The organism is Nocardioides sp. (genome assembly GCF_036274455.1).
Classification (GTDB): domain Bacteria; phylum Actinomycetota; class Actinomycetes; order Propionibacteriales; family Nocardioidaceae; genus Nocardioides.
In genome coordinates, this window is the sequence record NZ_DASUFR010000246.1 from 40,910 (window position 1) to 57,235 (window position 16,326).

Annotated in this window: 24 protein-coding genes; 3 read left to right on the plus strand and 21 right to left on the minus strand. The window is 69.7% G+C overall.

Features of this window, described 5'->3' with window-relative positions; genetic code table 11:
- Positions 1–42 precede the first annotated feature (42 nt).
- The gene (locus VFV89_RS23710) at positions 43–1,755 is read left to right on the plus strand and encodes an FAD-dependent oxidoreductase (RefSeq protein ID WP_329708462.1); all 1,713 of its coding nucleotides are present in this window, start codon (positions 43–45) and stop codon (positions 1,753–1,755) included.
- Between the two features lie 10 nt (positions 1,756–1,765).
- Here VFV89_RS23710 and VFV89_RS23715 read toward each other — a convergent pair whose 3' ends face one another.
- Positions 1,766–2,674 carry a PfkB family carbohydrate kinase gene (locus VFV89_RS23715; RefSeq protein WP_329708463.1) on the minus strand — a complete coding sequence of 303 codons (909 nt, stop codon included), beginning with the start codon at positions 2,672–2,674 and terminating at the stop codon, positions 1,766–1,768.
- Between the two features lie 37 nt (positions 2,675–2,711).
- Here VFV89_RS23715 and VFV89_RS23720 point away from each other — a divergent pair, with 37 nt between their 5' ends.
- Both VFV89_RS23720 and VFV89_RS23725 read left to right on the plus strand, forming a co-directional pair.
- On the plus strand, positions 2,712–2,912 hold the full coding sequence (locus VFV89_RS23720) for a hypothetical protein (RefSeq protein WP_329708464.1): 201 nt from the start codon (positions 2,712–2,714) through the stop codon (positions 2,910–2,912).
- Positions 2,909–3,832 carry a 2-dehydropantoate 2-reductase gene (locus VFV89_RS23725; protein WP_329708465.1) on the plus strand — a complete coding sequence of 308 codons (924 nt, stop codon included), beginning with the start codon at positions 2,909–2,911 and terminating at the stop codon, positions 3,830–3,832. Before VFV89_RS23720 ends, VFV89_RS23725 begins: the two co-directional genes overlap by 4 nt.
- Here VFV89_RS23725 and VFV89_RS23730 read toward each other — a convergent pair.
- The 20 genes from VFV89_RS23730 to VFV89_RS23825 form a co-directional block, all read right to left on the minus strand.
- Complete coding sequence (locus VFV89_RS23730; protein WP_329708466.1) at positions 3,793–3,978, minus strand: DUF1918 domain-containing protein; 186 nt, start codon at positions 3,976–3,978, stop codon at positions 3,793–3,795. The genes VFV89_RS23725 and VFV89_RS23730 overlap by 40 nt on opposite strands.
- A 358-nt stretch (positions 3,979–4,336) precedes the next feature.
- Positions 4,337–4,978: a 50S ribosomal protein L17 gene (gene rplQ / locus VFV89_RS23735; protein ID WP_329708467.1), complete on the minus strand. Its 642-nt coding sequence runs from the start codon at positions 4,976–4,978 to the stop codon at positions 4,337–4,339.
- 73 nt (positions 4,979–5,051) lie between these two features.
- Entirely contained in the window at positions 5,052–6,071 is a 1,020-nt protein-coding gene (locus tag VFV89_RS23740) for a DNA-directed RNA polymerase subunit alpha (RefSeq protein WP_329708468.1), read from the minus strand.
- Positions 6,072–6,165: 94 nt separating this feature from the next.
- Positions 6,166–6,774, minus strand: coding sequence for a 30S ribosomal protein S4 (gene rpsD, locus VFV89_RS23745; protein ID WP_329708469.1), 609 nt, complete (start codon positions 6,772–6,774; stop codon positions 6,166–6,168).
- A gap of 28 nt (positions 6,775–6,802) precedes the next feature.
- Entirely contained in the window at positions 6,803–7,204 is a 402-nt protein-coding gene (gene rpsK, locus VFV89_RS23750) for a 30S ribosomal protein S11 (RefSeq protein ID WP_298510109.1), read from the minus strand.
- A 7-nt stretch (positions 7,205–7,211) separates the two neighbouring features.
- A complete protein-coding gene (gene rpsM / locus VFV89_RS23755) occupies positions 7,212–7,586 on the minus strand; it encodes a 30S ribosomal protein S13 (RefSeq protein WP_329708470.1) in 375 nt (124 codons plus the stop codon).
- Between the two features lie 153 nt (positions 7,587–7,739).
- Positions 7,740–7,853 (minus strand): 50S ribosomal protein L36, encoded by a 114-nt coding sequence (gene rpmJ, locus VFV89_RS23760; RefSeq protein WP_004008316.1) that lies wholly within the window; start codon positions 7,851–7,853, stop codon positions 7,740–7,742.
- A 33-nt stretch (positions 7,854–7,886) separates the two neighbouring features.
- A complete protein-coding gene (gene infA, locus VFV89_RS23765; protein WP_011757309.1) occupies positions 7,887–8,108 on the minus strand; it encodes a translation initiation factor IF-1 in 222 nt (73 codons plus the stop codon).
- Positions 8,109–8,355: 247 nt separating this feature from the next.
- The gene (locus VFV89_RS23770; protein WP_329708471.1) at positions 8,356–9,408 is read right to left on the minus strand and encodes an LLM class flavin-dependent oxidoreductase; all 1,053 of its coding nucleotides are present in this window, start codon (positions 9,406–9,408) and stop codon (positions 8,356–8,358) included.
- Between the two features lie 6 nt (positions 9,409–9,414).
- Entirely contained in the window at positions 9,415–10,413 is a 999-nt protein-coding gene (locus VFV89_RS23775; protein WP_329708472.1) for a TerC family protein, read from the minus strand.
- Positions 10,414–10,590: 177 nt separating this feature from the next.
- Positions 10,591–11,409 (minus strand): type I methionyl aminopeptidase, encoded by an 819-nt coding sequence (map, locus tag VFV89_RS23780; RefSeq protein WP_329708473.1) that lies wholly within the window; start codon positions 11,407–11,409, stop codon positions 10,591–10,593.
- A 14-nt stretch (positions 11,410–11,423) separates the two neighbouring features.
- Positions 11,424–11,999: an adenylate kinase gene (locus VFV89_RS23785; protein ID WP_329708474.1), complete on the minus strand. Its 576-nt coding sequence runs from the start codon at positions 11,997–11,999 to the stop codon at positions 11,424–11,426.
- A 10-nt stretch (positions 12,000–12,009) separates the two neighbouring features.
- Complete coding sequence (secY, locus tag VFV89_RS23790) at positions 12,010–13,305, minus strand: preprotein translocase subunit SecY (protein ID WP_329708475.1); 1,296 nt, start codon at positions 13,303–13,305, stop codon at positions 12,010–12,012.
- A gap of 95 nt (positions 13,306–13,400) precedes the next feature.
- The gene (gene rplO / locus VFV89_RS23795; protein WP_329708476.1) at positions 13,401–13,841 is read right to left on the minus strand and encodes a 50S ribosomal protein L15; all 441 of its coding nucleotides are present in this window, start codon (positions 13,839–13,841) and stop codon (positions 13,401–13,403) included.
- 1 nt (position 13,842) lies between these two features.
- On the minus strand, positions 13,843–14,025 hold the full coding sequence (gene rpmD, locus VFV89_RS23800) for a 50S ribosomal protein L30 (protein ID WP_329708477.1): 183 nt from the start codon (positions 14,023–14,025) through the stop codon (positions 13,843–13,845).
- Entirely contained in the window at positions 14,025–14,645 is a 621-nt protein-coding gene (gene rpsE, locus VFV89_RS23805; RefSeq protein ID WP_329708478.1) for a 30S ribosomal protein S5, read from the minus strand. Before rpsE ends, rpmD begins: the two co-directional genes overlap by 1 nt.
- Before the next feature lie 49 nt (positions 14,646–14,694).
- Entirely contained in the window at positions 14,695–15,078 is a 384-nt protein-coding gene (gene rplR, locus VFV89_RS23810; protein WP_329708479.1) for a 50S ribosomal protein L18, read from the minus strand.
- A 3-nt stretch (positions 15,079–15,081) separates the two neighbouring features.
- Positions 15,082–15,636: a 50S ribosomal protein L6 gene (rplF, locus tag VFV89_RS23815; protein WP_329708480.1), complete on the minus strand. Its 555-nt coding sequence runs from the start codon at positions 15,634–15,636 to the stop codon at positions 15,082–15,084.
- Positions 15,637–15,661: 25 nt separating this feature from the next.
- Positions 15,662–16,069 (minus strand): 30S ribosomal protein S8, encoded by a 408-nt coding sequence (rpsH, locus tag VFV89_RS23820; protein ID WP_329708481.1) that lies wholly within the window; start codon positions 16,067–16,069, stop codon positions 15,662–15,664.
- Between the two features lie 67 nt (positions 16,070–16,136).
- A complete protein-coding gene (locus VFV89_RS23825) occupies positions 16,137–16,322 on the minus strand; it encodes a type Z 30S ribosomal protein S14 (protein WP_011757321.1) in 186 nt (61 codons plus the stop codon).
- Positions 16,323–16,326: the final 4 nt, after the last annotated feature.

A 16,326-nucleotide genomic window follows, 5' to 3' on the forward strand; every position in this document is an offset into this window, starting at 1 on the left:
TCTCAGGGGCGCCGTCGGCAGACGCGTCCTAGGCTGGAGACCGTGCAAGGAGACCCCGCGATCATCCTCGTCTCGGCCGACCACGCCGAGGTCCTGCTCGAAGAGTTCCAGAGCCGCTACGCGCGCGACTACGACCTCCGCGTCGCCCACGGCGCCGGCGAGGCCGAGGCGACGGCTCGGGAGATCATCGACGGCGGCGGCCTGATCGCCCTGTTCGTCAGCGACTCGCGGCTCCCGGACGCCGACCACATCTTCGAGGCGATCCACCGCTGGCGACAGGTCATCCCGACCGCGCGCCGGGTCATCACCGCGCACTGGGACTACTTCGTCGAGGACGCTCCGCCGCTGCGGATCGGGATGGCCAAGGGCAAGTACGACGCCTACCTCCTGATGCCACGGGGACGCCGGGACGAGGAGTTCCACAACGCGATCACGGACCTCCTCTCCGACTGGGGCTCCACGGTCCCCCAGCCGGAGGTGGTCAGCGCCAAGATCCTCTCGCCTCGCCACGACGCGCTCACGATGGCCATCCGCGACTTCCTGGACCGGATGGGCATGCCCAACAAGGTGTGGGACCCGGCCGACCCGGCGATCCAGGACTACCTCGCCATGATCAAGGAGCAGCTCGGCGTCGACGAGCTCCGCTACCCCGTGGTCTACGCCGCCAACCGGGTGCCCATCCAGGCCACCAGCGTCCGCGACGTCGCGGTCTCGATCTATGGTCGGCCGGGCGACTTCAAGGTCGACGGCGTGGTCGACCTGGCCATCGTCGGCGGCGGTCCCGCCGGGTTGGCCGCGGCCGTCTACGGCGCCTCCGAGGGGCTGTCGGTCGTCGTGCTCGAGGCCGAGGCCATCGGTGGCCAGGCCGGCACCAGCTCGATGATCCGCAACTACCTGGGCTTCCCGCGCGGCATCTCGGGGATGCGGCTCGCCCAGCGCGCCCGCAACCAGGCGCTCCGGTTCGGCACCGACTTCTTCACCGGGTGGGAGGTCAACCGCCTCGAGCCCGGTCGCGGCGGCGAGCCACACACGGTCTGCACCGACGGCGGCGACGTCCGGGCGCGCACGGTGCTGATCTCCAGCGGCGTCGCGTACCGCAAGCTCGGCGTGGGCCCCCTGGAGGAGCTGGTCGGTGCCGGCGTCAACTACGGCGCCGCCATGACCGCAGCACGCGAGATGGAGGGGAACGACGTCGTCGTGGTCGGGGGTGGCAACTCGGCGGGCCAGGCGGCGCTGCACCTGGCCAGGTTCGCTCGCTCGGTGACGATCTGCGTCCGCAGGCCGGGCCTCGAGGAGACGATGTCGCGCTACCTCATCGACGAGATCAGCTACAACGAGCGGATCGAGGTGCTGCCGTGCACCCGGGTGGTCGACGGCGGCGGCGAGGGTGCCCTGGAGTGGCTCTGCCTGGAGGACACCAACACCGGCCGGCGCACCACCAAGCCGACGCAGGGACTGTTCCTCCTCCTCGGTGCCGAACCTCGATGCGACTGGCTGCCCGGCGACCTGGCCCGCGACAAGAACAGCTTCATCGTGACCGGCCGAGACGTGCCCCGCGCGCAGTGGGTGGACGGGCTGCCGCCGGCCAACCTCGCCACCACCATCCCCGGCATCTTCGCCGCCGGCGACATCCGGTCGGGCTCGATGAAGAGGGTGGCCGCGGCCAGTGGAGAGGGCGCCTCCGTCGTACCCCTCGTGCACGCCTACCTGGCTCCGGCCCCGGCGGACGACGTCGCCGCCGTACCGGTGTCCTAGGGCCTCCTCGTCAGAGCTCGTGGCGGTAGGGCGGGTCGGCACCGGGCCGTGACACGGTGACGGCCGCGGCGCGGGCGGCGTGCTCGAGCACCGCGGTGACCTCGGGACGCGGCAGCGCGGCCAGCGCCGCGCGGGCCTCAGCACCCAGCCGGCCGCGCTCCCAGAGCGCGTCGAGCAGGGCGGCGCCGAAGGTGTCGCCGGCCCCGATCGTGTCCGCCACCTGCACCGGCCTCGGCTCGACCTCGACCGTCCCGACGCGGTCCAGCCAGAGCGCGCCCTCGGCGCCTCTGGTGACGACGACGGCGGCCGGGCCGAGCGCCAGCAGCGCGGCGGCGGACTCAGCGTGCGGCCGGCCGGGGTGGAGCGTCTCGAGGTCCTCGTCGCTGGCCTTGACCAGGTCGGCCACGGCGGCCATCCGCTCGACGCGGGCCGCGACGGCGGCGCCGGTCCCGGTCACCGCGGGGCGGGCGTTGACGTCGTAGGTGATCGTCGCCCGGTCCCGCAGCCGGGTGAGCAGTGCGAGCACGTCGTCGGCGCCGGGGAGCAGCACCGCACCCAGCGAGCACGTGTGCGCGACCAGGGGATCCTCGTCGTCGGGGACCGGGGACAGCCGCCAGTCGATGTCGAAGGTGTAGGTCGCCCCGCCCTCGGTCCCGAGCGTCGCCTGGGCCGTCGACGTGCGGTCGACCACCGCCGGGTCGCAGGCCAGGTCGACCCCGGCGTGCTCGAGGTGCGCGGCGATCATCTCGCCGTGACGGTCGCGCGCGAAGCTGGTGGCCAGCCGGGTCGGCCGGCCGAGCCGCGCCAGGGCGACGGCCACGTTGGCCGCGCTGCCGCCGGCGTACTCGTGGAGGTCGCCGCTGAGGGTGCGCACCACGTCGACCACCGACTCCCCCACGACCAGCACGCCGCGCTCCATGCGCTGTCTCTACCACGAGGGATGGGATGATCGCCGCGTGTCCGGCTCAGTCGTGCAGAACTCCCGGGTCCTCGGCCTGATGGGTGCGAGCGACCTCGTCGCCGGCCTCGTGTGCGCGGCGATCGGCCTCTCCCAGGACATCCAGGTCCTGGCCATCGTCGGGACAGTGCTCGTCATCTCCGGAGCCGGGATGCTCGCCTACCTCGCCTGGTCCAAGAGCCGGCCCGAGGCCCTATGAGCTCCTTCGTCCTCTACGGCGCCGGGGCCGTCGGTGGGGTGATCGGCGCGCGGCTGCACCTGGCCGGTCACGACGTCACGCTGGTCGCTCGCGGCGAGCACCTGGCCCGGATCCGTGCCGACGGGTTGCGGCTGGACACGGCCGAGGGTGTCGACGTGGTCCGGGCCGCGGCCACCGACTCGGTGGCCGGCGTCGACTGGCGGCCCGGCCCCGTCGTCGTCCTCGCCGTGAAGTCGCACCAGACCGGGGCTGCCCTCGCCGACCTGGCCCGGTTCGCGCCTCCGGACACCCCGGTCGTCTGCGCACAGAACGGCGTGGCCAACGAGCCGGCCGTCCTACGGCTCTTCGCGGCGACCTACGGCATCACGGTGATGCTGCCCTCACTGCACCTCGAGCCCGGGACCGTCGTCCAGGGGTGCCACCCGGTGCCTGGGATCCTCGACATCGGCCGCTACCCGGACGGCACCGACGAGGTGGCCGAGCGGGTCGCCGCCGACCTCAGGTCAGCGGGCTTCGAGTCCGTGACGCGGGCCGACATCATGGCGTGGAAGTACCGCAAGCTCGTGACCAACGCCGTCGGTGACGTCTCGGCGGTGCTGCCCGACGAGGCGGAGGAGCTGAAGCCACTGGTCCGCGCCGAGGCCGAGGCGGTGCTCGCCGCGGCCGGCGTACCGCTGGTCAGCCACCAGGACGACCTGGCCCGCCGCGGCAATCTGCTCCACTCGAGACCGGACGTGGACGGGCCGAACTCGTTGGGCCAGAGCCTGGCTCGCGGCAGGCCGGACACCGAGGTCGACTACCGGGCCGGCGAGATCGTGCTGCTCGGCCGGCTGCACGGCGTGCCGACCCCGGCCAACGAACGGGTCCAGCGGGTCGTGCGTCAGCGAGCCGCCACGACGTGGGCGTCGGAGCCCGGATAGGTCAGCCCCTCGTGGCCGTCCGACCAGCGAACGAGGTAGGGCGGCGCGCCGTTCTCACCGCGCACCTCGATAACCTCGCCCTCCCGTCGCTGATCGTGGTCGGTCCGCCCCTCCACGACAAGGTGGTCACCGATCTTCGCTTGCATCGTTCACCTCCTCGACCCCACGATGCTCCAGCACGGGGACCGCGACAACCCCCGAACGCGACTCTTGTGACTGACCGGTGGGTGAGTGGGCGGCCGCGCGCGTACGCCAGGTTCGGGTTCGGCGACTTGCACCGCGGATTGGGCTCTTCTGACGGATCCGTGGGTGCCCGCGCGCCTACCGGATCGCGTCTCGCCGTCAAGGACGCCGCAGGCGCCGCGCAGCGGTGCCGAAGGCATCCTTGAGGGCGGGCTGCGGCGTGCTACGCGCGCGGCCGCCCACCCACGGATCCGTCACAAGTGCCCCGAGATGCGCTGACCCGCCCGTGCGGTACGGGCGGGTCAGCGGGTGCTCGGCGGCTCAGGCCTTGTCGGCGTCCTCGTCGGACTCCTCGGTGGCCTCGGCCTCGTCGGCCGGGGCCCCGTCGGCCTCGGCCTCGTCGGCCGGGGTCTCGTCGGCGGTCTCGGCCTCCTGAGCCTCGGCCTCCTCGGCCTGCGCCTCGGCGATCACGCTCTCCTCGGGAGACGCCTCGTCGGCGAGCTCGGTCGGAGCCTCGTCTGCGGGCTCGGGCTCGACCTGCTTGGTGGGCTCTGCCTTCTTGGCCGGCTCGGCCTTGGCCTTGCTGCGAGCCGGCTTCGGGTCGTACTTCTCGGTCACCAGCTCGATGACCGCCATGGGGGCGTTGTCGCCCTTGCGGGGACCGATCTTGGTGATCCTGGTGTAGCCACCCGGCCGCTCGGCGAAGCTCGGCGCGATCTCGGTGAACAGCACGTGCACCACCGACTTGTCGCGGATGGTCTTGAGGACCTCGCGCCGGTTGTGCAGGTCGCCCCGCTTGGCCTTGGTGATCAGCTTCTCGGCGACCGGCCGGAGCACGCGGGCGCGCGCCTCGGTGGTGGTGATCCGGCCGTGCTCGAACAGCGCCGTGGCGAGGTTCGAGACGATCAGCTTCTGGTGGGCGGGGCTGCCGCCCAGGCGGGCACCCTTCTTGGGAGTGGGCATGGTGTCTCTCGTTTCTCTCCGGCCGTGTCAGGTACCGGGGTAGACGGCCCGGACGGGCCGATTTCGGATGGAGTTACAGCTGCTCGTCCTCGACGTACGCGTCGTCGTAGTCCTCGTCGCTGTAGGCCGCCAGGGCCGCGTGCGGGTCGAAGCCCGGCGCGCTGTCCTTGAGCGAGAGTCCCATCTCGGCCAGCTTGGCCTTGACCTCGTCGATCGACTTGGCACCGAAGTTGCGGATGTCGAGCAGGTCCTGCTCCGAGCGGCTGATGAGCTCACCCACGGTGTGGATGCCCTCGCGCTTGAGGCAGTTGTAGGAGCGGACGGTCAGCTGGAGGTCCTCGACCGGGAGGGCGAGGTCGGCGGCCAGCTGCTCGTCGACCGGCGACGGGCCGATGTCGATGCCCTCGGCCTCGACGTTCAGCTCCCGGGCCAGGCCGAAGAGCTCGACCAGCGTCTTGCCGGCCGACGCGATGGCGTCGCGCGGACGGATCGACGGCTTGGTCTCGACGTCGATGACCAGCTTGTCGAAGTCCGTGCGCTGCTCGACACGAGTGGCCTCGACCTTGTAGGTCACCTTGAGGACCGGGCTGTAGATCGAGTCGACCGGCATCCGGCCGATCTCGTTGTCGGCACCCTTGTTCTGGACCGCGGAGACGTAGCCGCGGCCGCGCTCGACCACCAGCTCCATCTCGAGCTTGCCCTTGTCTGACAGGGTGGCGATCTTGAGGTCGGGGTTGTGGACCTCGACCCCGGCCGGCGGGGTGATGTCGGCCGCGGTCACGTCACCGGCACCGGACTTGCGGAGGTACATGGTGACCGGCTCGTCGTGCTCGGAAGAGACGACGAGGCCCTTGAGGTTGAGGATGATCTCGGTGACGTCCTCCTTGACGCCCTCGATGGTCGAGAACTCGTGCAGCACGGAGTCGATGCGGATGCTCGTGACCGAGGCACCCGGGATCGAGGAGAGCAGCGTGCGGCGCAGCGAGTTGCCGAGCGTGTAGCCGAAGCCGGGCTCCAGCGGCTCGATGACGAACCGCGAGCGGAACTCGTCGACGGACTCCTCCGACAGGGTGGGGCGCTGTGCAATGAGCACTGGATCTTTCCTTTCCGGGTCCGACCGCTATTTGACGGACCCGAACATGCGGTGGCGGAGTTGTTGAGGCTGTTGAATTTTGTGGGGGTCGCGACTACTTCTTCGAGTAGTACTCGACGATGAGCTGCTCCTGGACCGGGATGTCGATCTGCGCGCGGACCGGGACCGAGTGCACGAGGATCCGCATCCGGTTCGGCAGCGCCTCGAGCCACGCCGGGACGTGGCGCTCGCCGTGGGTCTCGCGAGCCACGATGAACGGCGTCATCTCCAGCGACTTCTCCCGGACGTCGATGACGTCGTGCGCGGAGACCTGGTACGACGGGATGTCGACCTTCTTGCCGTTGACCTTGAAGTGGCCGTGGGTCACCAGCTGGCGGGCGTGGCGACGGGTCCGGGCGAAGCCGGCACGGTAGACCACGTTGTCCAGGCGGCACTCCAGGAGCTGGAGCAGGTTGTCGCCGGTCTTGCCGGGACGGCGCGAGGCCTCGGTGTAGTAGTTGTGGAACTGCTTCTCGAGGACGCCGTAGGTGTAGCGGGCCTTCTGCTTCTCACGGAGCTGCAGGAGGTACTCGCTCTCCTTGATCCGGCCGCGGCCGTGCTGGCCCGGCGGGTAGGGACGACGCTCGTAAGCCGCGTCGCCGCCGACGAGGTCGACACCGAGACGGCGCGACTTCTTGGTCATGGGGCCGGTGTAGCGGGCCATGGTTTAAGAACTCCTCGTGGTCTCGGGGTCAGACGCGCCGGCGCTTGGGCGGGCGGCATCCGTTGTGCGGGGTGGGCGTGACGTCCTGGATGGTGCCGACCTCGAGGCCGATGGCACCCAGGGAGCGGATCGCGGTCTCGCGGCCCGAGCCCGGGCCCTTGACGAAGACGTCGATCTTCTTCATGCCGTGGTCCATCGCCCGGCGGCCGGCGGCCTCGGCGGCCATCTGCGCGGCGAACGGGGTGGACTTGCGCGAGCCCTTGAAGCCGACGGTGCCGGCGGAGGCCCACGAGATCACCGCACCGGTCGGGTCGGTGATCGTGACGATCGTGTTGTTGAACGTGCTCTTGATGTGGGCCTCGCCCTGGGCGACGTTCTTCTTCTCCTTGCGACGGACCTTCTTGGCGGTCCCGCGAGTCTTGGGGGGCATCTCTAGATCACTTCGCCTTCTTCTTGCCGGCCACGGTGCGCTTGGGACCCTTGCGGGTGCGCGCGTTGGTCTTGGTGCGCTGACCGCGGACCGGGAGGCCCTGGCGGTGCCGGCGGCCCTGGTAGCTGCCGATCTCGATCTTGCGCCGGATGTCGGCCTGGACCTCGCGACGGAGGTCACCCTCGATCTTGAAGTTGGCCTCGATCTCGTCGCGAAGCTTGACCAGCTCCGCGTCGCCGAGCTCGTGGACGCGGGCGTCGGGGTTGACCCCGGTCGCGGCCAGCACCTGCTGGGCGCGGGTTCGACCGATGCCGAAGATGTAGGTGAGTGCGACCTCGATGCGCTTGTCGCGCGGGAGGTCGACGCCAACGAGGCGTGCCATGTGTGGGTTCCTTGCCTGGTTCGCAGCGGTGTCGGTCGTGTCGCGTCCCGGACCTCGTCGGTGCGGGCTCCGGCCGTCTGCTCCGGAGGTGGCTTCATCCGCCTACGGCGGACTAGCGATCACGATGGTGGCTATTGAGTTGTGAGGCTCTGCTCAGCCCTGGCGCTGCTTGTGGCGCGGGTTCTCGCAGATGACCATGACGCGGCCGTGGCGACGGATCACCTTGCACTTGTCACAGATCGGCTTGACGCTCGGGTTGACCTTCATGTCAGCCCTTTCTGGGTCGGCTGGAGGGGGGTGTTACTTGTAGCGGTAGACGATGCGACCCCGGGTGAGGTCGTAGGGCGAGAGCTCCACCACCACGCGGTCCTCGGGGAGGATCCGGATGTAGTGCTGGCGCATCTTGCCGCTGATGTGGGCGAGAACCTTGTGCCCGTTGCTCAGCTCCACACGGAACATCGCGTTGGGGAGGGCCTCCACGACGGTGCCCTCGATCTCGATCACGCCTTCTTTCTTCGGCATGTCTCCCTTTGGTGGTTGTCGTCCGACTGTGTCTACCGGCGGCCCGCGAACCTCCCTGACCGTCTCCGGTCGGGGTGGACCTCATGCAGCCGTCCGAGGCGTCTCATTCCCGGCACACGTCTGACCCGCTCTGAGCGAAGTCGTACGCTGTGTCCGGGCAGCCGCGAGGCGCACAAGGACAGACCCATGTTGGGCCGACGAACCAGTCTAGTGCGGCGGGCCTCCAAACCCCAATTCAGCGGCTCCGTCAGCCGGCCAGCAGCCGCAGGGTCTCCTCCCGGGCCGGGCTGCGGGCCGGATCGGTGCCGACGTGGGCGGCGGCGACCGGGTGCACCATCACCTCGTCCACGGCGTACGTCGCGGCAAGCTCCTCGAGCCCGGCCCGCGCCGAAGCGGGGTCACCCACGACCCAGCGGGAGCGCATGGCGTCCATCAGCGCCCGGTGCGCGTCGGGAACGCTGCCCTCGACCAGGGCCTTCTCGGCCTCCTCCACCAGCAGCTGCGGGCCGAGCGGGGCCCCGGTGCGCAGCGCGACCATCATCAGCAGGTTCGGCAGCGCCAGCCGCTCGGCCTCCTCCGCGGACTCGGCCACCACCGCGTTGACGGTCAGGAAGGTCCGGGGCTCGGCCAGCTCGGGCGAGGGCCGGAAGCCGGACCGGTAGAGCTCGAGCGCCTCGGCGGTGCCGGAGCCGCTGAAGTGGTGGGCGAAGACGTAGGGCATGCCCTTCTCGGCGGCCAGCCGGGCGGAGTAGTCCGAGGAGCCGAGCAGCCAGATCGTCGGGACGCTCCGGGCCGCAGGCGTGGCCCGCAGCTCATGGGTGCGGCCACCCACCGTGAGCCCGACACCTGCGGGCTCCATCATCGCCAGCACGTTGTCGACGTACTCCGGGAACCGGGAGACCGCCTCGTCGGTGACGCCGCCGGCGCCGTGCCGGAGCGCGAACGACGTGACCGGGTCGGTCCCGGGCGCCCGACCGATGCCGAGGTCGATACGGCCCGGGTGGGCCGCCTCGAGGAGCGCGAACTGCTCGGCCACGACCAGCGGGGCGTGGTTGGGCAGCATGACGCCTCCCGAGCCCACCCGGATCCGCTCGGTGGCCGAGGCGACCAGGCCGACCAGCACCGGCGGGTTGGTGGCCGCCACGGCCGGCATGTTGTGGTGCTCGGCCAGCCAGTAGCGGCGGTAGCCGAGCTCATCCGCGGTCCGGGCCAGCGCGAGGGTGGCCGCCACCGAGTCGGCGGTCGCCTGGTCGGTGCGCACCGGCACCAGGTCGAGGACGGAGAGGGACAACGAGCTCACTCCACGTCAACCAGCGCTGGACTCGGTGCTATTCCGGCGGTCCCGCGCGTCCTTGGCCAGGCTCGCGACCGTGGTGACGCCGAGGATGAGGACGATGGTCATCAGCGAGACCCAGATCGGGAGCTCGGGCGCCCGGTGCACGGGCTCCCCGCCGTTGACGAACGGCAGCTCGTTCTCGTGCAGCGCGTGCAGGATCAGCTTCACGCCGATGAACGCGAGCAGCACCGCGAGGCCGTAGGAGAGGTAGACCAGCCGCTTGAGCAGGTCACCGATCAGGAAGTAGAGCTGGCGCAGCCCCATGAGGGCGAACACGTTCGCGGTGAACACGAGGTAGGGCTCGTCGGTCAGGCCGTAGATCGCGGGGATCGAGTCGAGCGCGAACAGCAGGTCGGTCACGCCCAAAGAGAGCACGACGATGAACATCGGGGTGATCACCCGGCTGCCGTTGACCCGGGCGAACAGCTTCACGCCGTTCCACTCGCTGGTGGCCTGCAGGTGGTCGCGGGCGAACTTCACGATCCGCGGCTCGTCGTACTGGGTCTCGTCGAGGTCGTCGTCCTTGACAAGCTTGTACGCCGTCCAGATCAGGAAGAGCCCGAAGAGGTAGAAGATCCAGCTGAACTGGTTGATCGCCGCCGCGCCGACGGCGATGAAGATGCCGCGCATCACCAGGGCGATGACGATGCCGACCAGCAGCGCGGTCTGCTGGTACTGCCGGGGCACCTGCAGCCTGGTCATGATGATGATGAAGACGAACAGGTTGTCGACCGAGAGCGAGTACTCCGTCAGCCAGCCGGCGAAGAACTCACCGCCGTACTCCCCGCCGGCGAACACCCAGACGCCGATCCCGAAGAGGACCGCGAGGCCGATGTAGAACGCGAGGTCGCGGGAGACCTCCCGGGTGGTCGGCACGTGCGGCCGGCGGCCGATGATGAGTACGTCGACAAGCAGGAACCCGACCAGGACGATGATCGTGGCCCACCAGAGCCAAGCAGGGACATCCACAAGAACACTCCTGTGAGGGGACGAAAGGACCACCGAAGGTCTCTTCCACCACCCCGGTCACTCGTGTCCGGCGCGGCCCGCGGGCCCGGAGCGCACCCCGTCATCGGTGGCGCGCGCTCGTGCTGACGAATCCCGCGGCGAAGGAGTACTCCCCTCCCGCAAGGTCACCCTATAGGGCTAGTCACCGCCGTAGGGCATCCCCAGGGCGCTCAGCCGCTCCTCGCCGCCGTCGGGAGCGGTGAGGACCCAGGCGCCTCGCTCGGTGAGCGCGAAGGTGTGCTCGACGTGGGCGGCCCAGGACCCGTCGGCGGTGACCACGGTCCACTCGTCGGCGAGCACCTCGGTCTCGTGGCCGCCGAGGGTGACCATCGGCTCGACCGCGAGGGCCAGGCCGGGGACCAGACGGGCGCCGCGGCCGGGCCGGCCGACATTGGGTACGTCGGGAGGCTGGTGCATCGCGGTGCCGATGCCGTGGCCGGTGTAGTCCTCGACGATCCCGTAGCGGCCCTCCTCGCGCAGCCGCCCCTCCACCGCCGCGGAGATGTCACCGACCCGGCCGCCGACCCGCGCCGCGGCGATCCCGGCCCACAGCGCCGCCTCGGTGTCGGCGACCAGGGTGAGCAGGTCCTCGCCCACCTCTCCGACCGGCACCGTGACGGCCGCGTCGCCGTGCCAGCCGTCGACGATCGCACCGCAGTCGATGGAGAGCAGGTCGCCCTCGCGCAGCTCGCGGTCGCCCGGGATCCCGTGCACGACCTCGTCGTTGACCGAGGTGCAGATGGAGGCGGGGTAGCCCTGGTAGCCGAGGAACGACGGGACCGCCCCGGCCGTGCGGATGGCGTCGTCGGCGATCTCGTTGAGCTCCCGGGTGGTCACCCCGGGGCGCACGGCACCGCGGAGCACCTCGAGGGTGCGGCAGACGACCAGCCCGGCCGCGCGCATCGACGCCACCTGCTCAGGCGCCTTGACCTCGACCCCCCGGTCCCGCCAGCCCATCGTTGGTAGGGGGCTCAGGACTCCGGGACGGCGTCGAGGGCGTCGAAGATGCGCTGGGTGACCTCGGCGACCTCGCCCATGCCGTCCACCTCGATCACGATGCCCCGGTCGCGGTAGATCTCGATGAGCGGCTCGGTCTCCTCGGCGTAGACCTCCTGGCGGCGCCGGATGACGTCCTCGGTGTCGTCGGCGCGGCCCTCGACCTGGGCCCGCTGGAGGAGCCGGGAGACGATCTCGTCACGGTCGACGGTCAGCACCACCACCGCGTCGAGGCGGTGGCCGGTGAACTTGATCATCCCGTCGAGCTCCTCGACCTGCGCCAGCGTGCGCGGGTAGCCGTCGAGCAGGAAGCCCGACACGGCGTCGGGTTCGTCGATCCGGTTGCGGACCATGAGGTTGGTCAGCTCGTCGGGGACGTACTCGCCGGCGTCCATGTAGCGCTTGGCCTCGATCCCCAGGGGCGTGCCCTGGGAGACGTTCGCCCGGAAGATGTCGCCGGTCGAGATGGCCGGGATCTTGAAGCGTTCGGCGACGTGCTTGGCCTGGGTCCCCTTGCCCGCGCCGGGCGGGCCCATGATCAGCAGGCGCATTCGTAGCTCACTAGCGGAGGAACCCTTCGTAGTTCCGCTGCTGGAGCTGGCTCTCGATCTGCTTCACGGTGTCGAGGGCGACGCCGACCATGATGAGGATCGACGTGCCTCCGAACGGGAAGCGCTGGTTCGCGTTGACGATCACGAGTGCGATCAGGGGGATCAGGGCGATCAGACCGAGGTAGAGCGAGCCCGGCAACGTGATGCGGGACAGGACGTAGGACAGGTAGTCCTCGGTCGGCTTGCCCGCCCGGATCCCGGGGATGAAGCCGCCGTACTTCTTCATGTTGTCGGCCACCTCTTGTGGGTTGAAGGTGATCGAGACGTAGAAGTAGGTGAAGAACACGATGAGCAGGAAGTACAACGCCATGTAGCCCGGGTGGTCACCGCGCACGAGGTAGTTGTTGATGAACTTGACCCACTCAGAGCTGCTGTTCTGGTTGAACTGGGCCGCCATCGCCGGCAGGTAGAGCAGCGACGAGGCGAAGATGACCGGGATGACGCCGGCCTGGTTGACCTTCAGCGGGATGTAGGTCGAGCTGCCGCCGAACATCTTGCGGCCGACCATCCGCCGGGCGTACTGGACGGGGATCCGGCGTTGTGCCTGCTCGATGAAGATGACCGCGGCCACGATGACCAGTCCGATCACCATGACCAGGGTGAAGGTCCACCAGCCCTTGTCCTTGCCGACCGCCCACAGCGTGGCCGGGAAGGTGGCGATGACCTGGGTGAAGATCAGGATCGACATGCCGTTGCCGACGCCGCGCTCGGTGATGAGCTCGCCGAGCCACATGATCACCGCGGTGCCGGCGGTCATGGTGACGACCATGACCAGGTAGGTCTGGGTGCCGTCGTCGTGCAGCAGGCTCTTGTTGCAGCCCTGCAGCAGGTTGCCGGAGCGGGCCAGGGCCACGATGCCGGTGGCCTGGAGCAGCGCCAGGCCGAGCGTCAGGTAGCGCGTGTATTGGGTGATCTTGGTCTGGCCGGACTGGCCCTCCTTCTTGAGGGCCTCCAGCCTCGGGATCACCACCACCAGCAGCTGCAGGATGATGCTCGCCGTGATGTAGGGCATGATCCCGAGCGCGAAGATGGTCAGCTGCAGCAGCGCGCCACCGGAGAACAGGTTGATCAGGTTGTAGACGCCGGTGTCGTTGACGTCGTTGATGCACGACTGGACGTTGGCGACGTTGACGCCCGGCGCAGGGATCTGCGAGCCCGCCCGGAAGATCACGATGATCATCAGGACGAAGAGCAGCTTGCGCCGCAGGTCCGGAGTCCGGAAGGCGTTCGCGAACGCGGTCAGCACCGTTTACCTCTGTTCCTGTTCAGCCTGTCTTCCGAGCCGTCGGACGACCTCGGAAGCCTAACCCAGCGGGCACACGGGCCCGTCAATGGGAACGGTCAGGCGACCGTGACGGTTCCGCCGGCGGCCTCGATCTTCTCCTTGGCCGAGGCGGAGAACGCCTGGGCCGTGATGTCGACCTTGACCGAGATGTCGCCCTGACCGAGCACCTTGACCGGGTGGCCGTCGCGGACCGCCCCCTTGGCCACGAGCTCGTCGACGGTGACCTGGCCACCCTCGGGGAACAGCTCGCCGAGCCGGTCGAGGTTGACGACCTGGAACTCGACCCTGAACGGGTTCTTGAAGCCCTTCAGCTTCGGCAGCCGCATGTGGATCGGCATCTGGCCACCCTCGAAGCTGGCCTTGACCTGGTAGCGGGCCTTGGTGCCCTTGGTTCCGCGGCCGGCGGTCTTGCCCTTGGAGGCCTCACCGCGACCCACGCGGGTCCGGGCGGTCTTGGCACCGGGGGCGGGGCGCAGGTGATGGAGCTTGAGCGTCATCTCAGTTCACTTCCTCGACCGTCACGAGGTGACGGACGGTGTGGACCATGCCCCGGATCTCGGGTCGGTCCTCCTTGACGACCACGTCGCCGATCCGCTTCAGGCCGAGGGTGCGCAGGGTCTCGCGCTGGTTGGCCTTGCAACCGATCGTCGATCGCTTCTGCTGGACCTTGAGCTGAGCCATCAGGCGGTCACCTCCGCCGGCGCGGGGGCCGGCTGCTCGGCCCGGGCCTTGAGCAGCGCCGCCGGGGCGACGTCCTCGACCGGGAGGCCACGACGGGCGGCGACGGTCTCGGGCTGCTCGAGCATGCGGAGCGCCTCGACGGTCGCGTGGACGATGTTGATCTGGTTGGACGAGCCGAGCGACTTGCTCAGCACGTCGTGGATGCCGGCGCACTCGAGCACGGCACGCACCGGGCCGCCGGCGATCACGCCGGTACCGGGAGCGGCGGGGCGCAGCAGCACGACACCGGCCGCCTTCTCGCCCTGCACGGGGTGCGGGATCGTGCCCTGGATGCGGGGCACCCGGAAGAAGTGCTTCTTGGCCTCTTCCACGCCCTTGGCAATGGCGGCCGGCACCTCCTTGGCCTTGCCGTAGCCGACGCCGACCATGCCGTCGCCGTCACCGACCACCACGAGGGCGGTGAAGCTGAACCGGCGGCCGCCCTTGACGACCTTGGCGACGCGGTTGATCGCGACGACGCGCTCGACGTAGGCGGTCTTGTCGGCGCCCTGGCCGCCGCGACGGTCGTCGCGGCCACCACGCCGGTCGCCGCCGCGGTTTCCGCGCTGGGGTCCGCTCATGACTGGGTCTCCATCTCGTACGTCGTGTGGATGCTGTTCGGGGTCGTCATCAGAACCTCAGACCACCCTCGCGCGCACCCTCGGCCAGGGCCGCCACGCGACCGTGGTACTGGTTGCCGGCGCGGTCGAAGACCACGCCCTCGATGCCGGCGGCCTTGGCCCGCTCGGCGATCAGGCCGCCGACCAGCTTGGCCTTGTCGGTCTTGTCACCGGACGTGGCGCGCAGGTCGCTCTCCATGGTGGAGGCGTGGACCAGCGTCCGGCCGACGGCGTCGTCGACCACCTGGGCGCTGATGTGTCGCGACGAGCGGGTGACGACCAGGCGCGGACGCTCGGCGGTGCCGGCGACCTTCTTGCGGCCGCGGGCCTGCCGGCGCAGCCGGGACCTGACGCGCGCCGCGGTGTGCTTGTGCTGCTTGAGCGAGATCGCCATGGGTCACTTACCAGCCTTTCCGACCTTGCGGCGGACGTGCTCGCCGGCGTACCGGACGCCCTTGCCCTTGTAGGGCTCGGGCTTGCGGAGCTTGCGGATGTTGGCCGCCACCTCGCCCACCAGCTGCTTGTCGATGCCCTGGACGCCGAAGCGCGTCTGGTTCTCGACCGCGAAGGTGATGCCGTCGGGAGCGTTGAAGATGATCGGGTGGCTGTAGCCGAGCTGGAACTCCAGCTGGGTCGGTCCCTTGGACAGGACGCGGTAGCCGACGCCGACGATCTCGAGCCGCTTCTCGTAGCCGTCGGTGACACCGACGACCATGTTGTTGACGAGGGTGCGGGTCAGGCCGTGCAGGGACCTGCTGAGCCGCTCGTCGTCGGGGCGCTTGACGTCGAGGACGTTGACGCCCTCCTCGTTGCTGCCCTTCTCGACGGTGATCGGGGCGGCCACGGTGTGGCTCAGGGTGCCCTTGGGGCCCTTGACGGTCACCACGTTGCCGTCGATCTGGACGTCCACGCCGGCCGGGACCGGGACGGGGAGCTTGCCGATGCGCGACATTGCTGTTTCTCCTCCTGGTCTCTCGTCACCAGACGTAGGCGAGGACTTCCCCACCCACGCCCTTCTGGTTGGCCTGACGGTCGGTGAGCAGCCCCTGGCTGGTCGAGATGATCGCGACGCCGAGGCCGCCGAGCACCTTGGGAAGCCCGGTGTGCTTGGCGTAGACGCGCAGCCCGGGCTTGCTGATCCGGCGCACGCCGGCGATCGAGCGCTCCCGGTTGCGGCCGTACTTGAGGGTGATGGTCAGCGTCTTCTGGACCTGGCCCTCCTCCGGCTCCTGCACCGAGAACGAGGTGATGTAGCCCTCCTGCTGCAGGATCTCCGCGACACCCTGCTTGATCTTGCTGTGCGGCATCGACACGGTGTCGTGGAAGGCCTGGTTGGCGTTGCGCAGACGGGTCAGCATGTCTGCGATCGGGTCGGTCATCGTCATGGTTGGGTGTTCCTTCTCGTCTGGTTTCCGGGGTCGGTGCCGCGGACCTGTGACGTGTGGTGGGTGGTTACCAGCTCGACTTGGTCACGCCGGGCAGCTCGCCGCGGTGCGCCATCTCGCGCAGGCAGATCCGGCAGAGGCCGAACTTGCGGTAGACGGCCTTGGGCCGGCCGCAGCGCTGGCAGCGGGTGTAGCCGCGGACCGCGAACTTGGGCTTGCGGGCCGCCTTGACCTTGAGTGCAGTCTTCGCCATTTGC

Bases quoted from the DNA above. Each gene is read 5' to 3' on its own strand.
- map (WP_329708473.1), bottom strand. From the start codon at position 11,409: ATGGGCTGGCGGGACCGGGGGGTCGAGGTCAAGGCGCCTGAGCAGGTG.
- rplO (WP_329708476.1), bottom strand. From the start codon at position 13,841: ATGACGCTCAAGCTCCATCACCTGCGCCCCGCCCCCGGTGCCAAGACC.
- VFV89_RS23785 (WP_329708474.1), bottom strand. From the start codon at position 11,999: ATGCGCCTGCTGATCATGGGCCCGCCCGGCGCGGGCAAGGGGACCCAG.
- VFV89_RS23825 (WP_011757321.1), bottom strand. From the start codon at position 16,322: ATGGCGAAGACTGCACTCAAGGTCAAGGCGGCCCGCAAGCCCAAGTTC.
- rpsM (WP_329708470.1), bottom strand. From the start codon at position 7,586: ATGGCACGCCTCGTTGGCGTCGACCTCCCGCGCGACAAGCGCATCGAG.
- VFV89_RS23730 (WP_329708466.1), bottom strand. From the start codon at position 3,978: ATGCAAGCGAAGATCGGTGACCACCTTGTCGTGGAGGGGCGGACCGAC.
- infA (WP_011757309.1), bottom strand. From the start codon at position 8,108: ATGCCGAAGAAAGAAGGCGTGATCGAGATCGAGGGCACCGTCGTGGAG.
- rpsK (WP_298510109.1), bottom strand. From the start codon at position 7,204: ATGCCCCCCAAGACTCGCGGGACCGCCAAGAAGGTCCGTCGCAAGGAG.
- rpsE (WP_329708478.1), bottom strand. From the start codon at position 14,645: ATGAGCGGACCCCAGCGCGGAAACCGCGGCGGCGACCGGCGTGGTGGC.
- rplQ (WP_329708467.1), bottom strand. From the start codon at position 4,978: ATGCCCACTCCCAAGAAGGGTGCCCGCCTGGGCGGCAGCCCCGCCCAC.
- rplF (WP_329708480.1), bottom strand. From the start codon at position 15,636: ATGTCGCGCATCGGCAAGCTCCCCGTCCCGGTCCCGGCCGGCGTGGAC.
- VFV89_RS23725 (WP_329708465.1), top strand. From the start codon at position 2,909: ATGAGCTCCTTCGTCCTCTACGGCGCCGGGGCCGTCGGTGGGGTGATC.
- rpsD (WP_329708469.1), bottom strand. From the start codon at position 6,774: ATGGCCCGCTACACCGGCCCCATGACCAAGAAGTCGCGCCGTCTCGGT.
- rpmD (WP_329708477.1), bottom strand. From the start codon at position 14,025: ATGGCTCAGCTCAAGGTCCAGCAGAAGCGATCGACGATCGGTTGCAAG.
- rpmJ (WP_004008316.1), bottom strand. From the start codon at position 7,853: ATGAAGGTCAACCCGAGCGTCAAGCCGATCTGTGACAAGTGCAAGGTG.
- rpsH (WP_329708481.1), bottom strand. From the start codon at position 16,069: ATGACGATGACCGACCCGATCGCAGACATGCTGACCCGTCTGCGCAAC.
- VFV89_RS23715 (WP_329708463.1), bottom strand. From the start codon at position 2,674: ATGGAGCGCGGCGTGCTGGTCGTGGGGGAGTCGGTGGTCGACGTGGTG.
- rplR (WP_329708479.1), bottom strand. From the start codon at position 15,078: ATGGCGATCTCGCTCAAGCAGCACAAGCACACCGCGGCGCGCGTCAGG.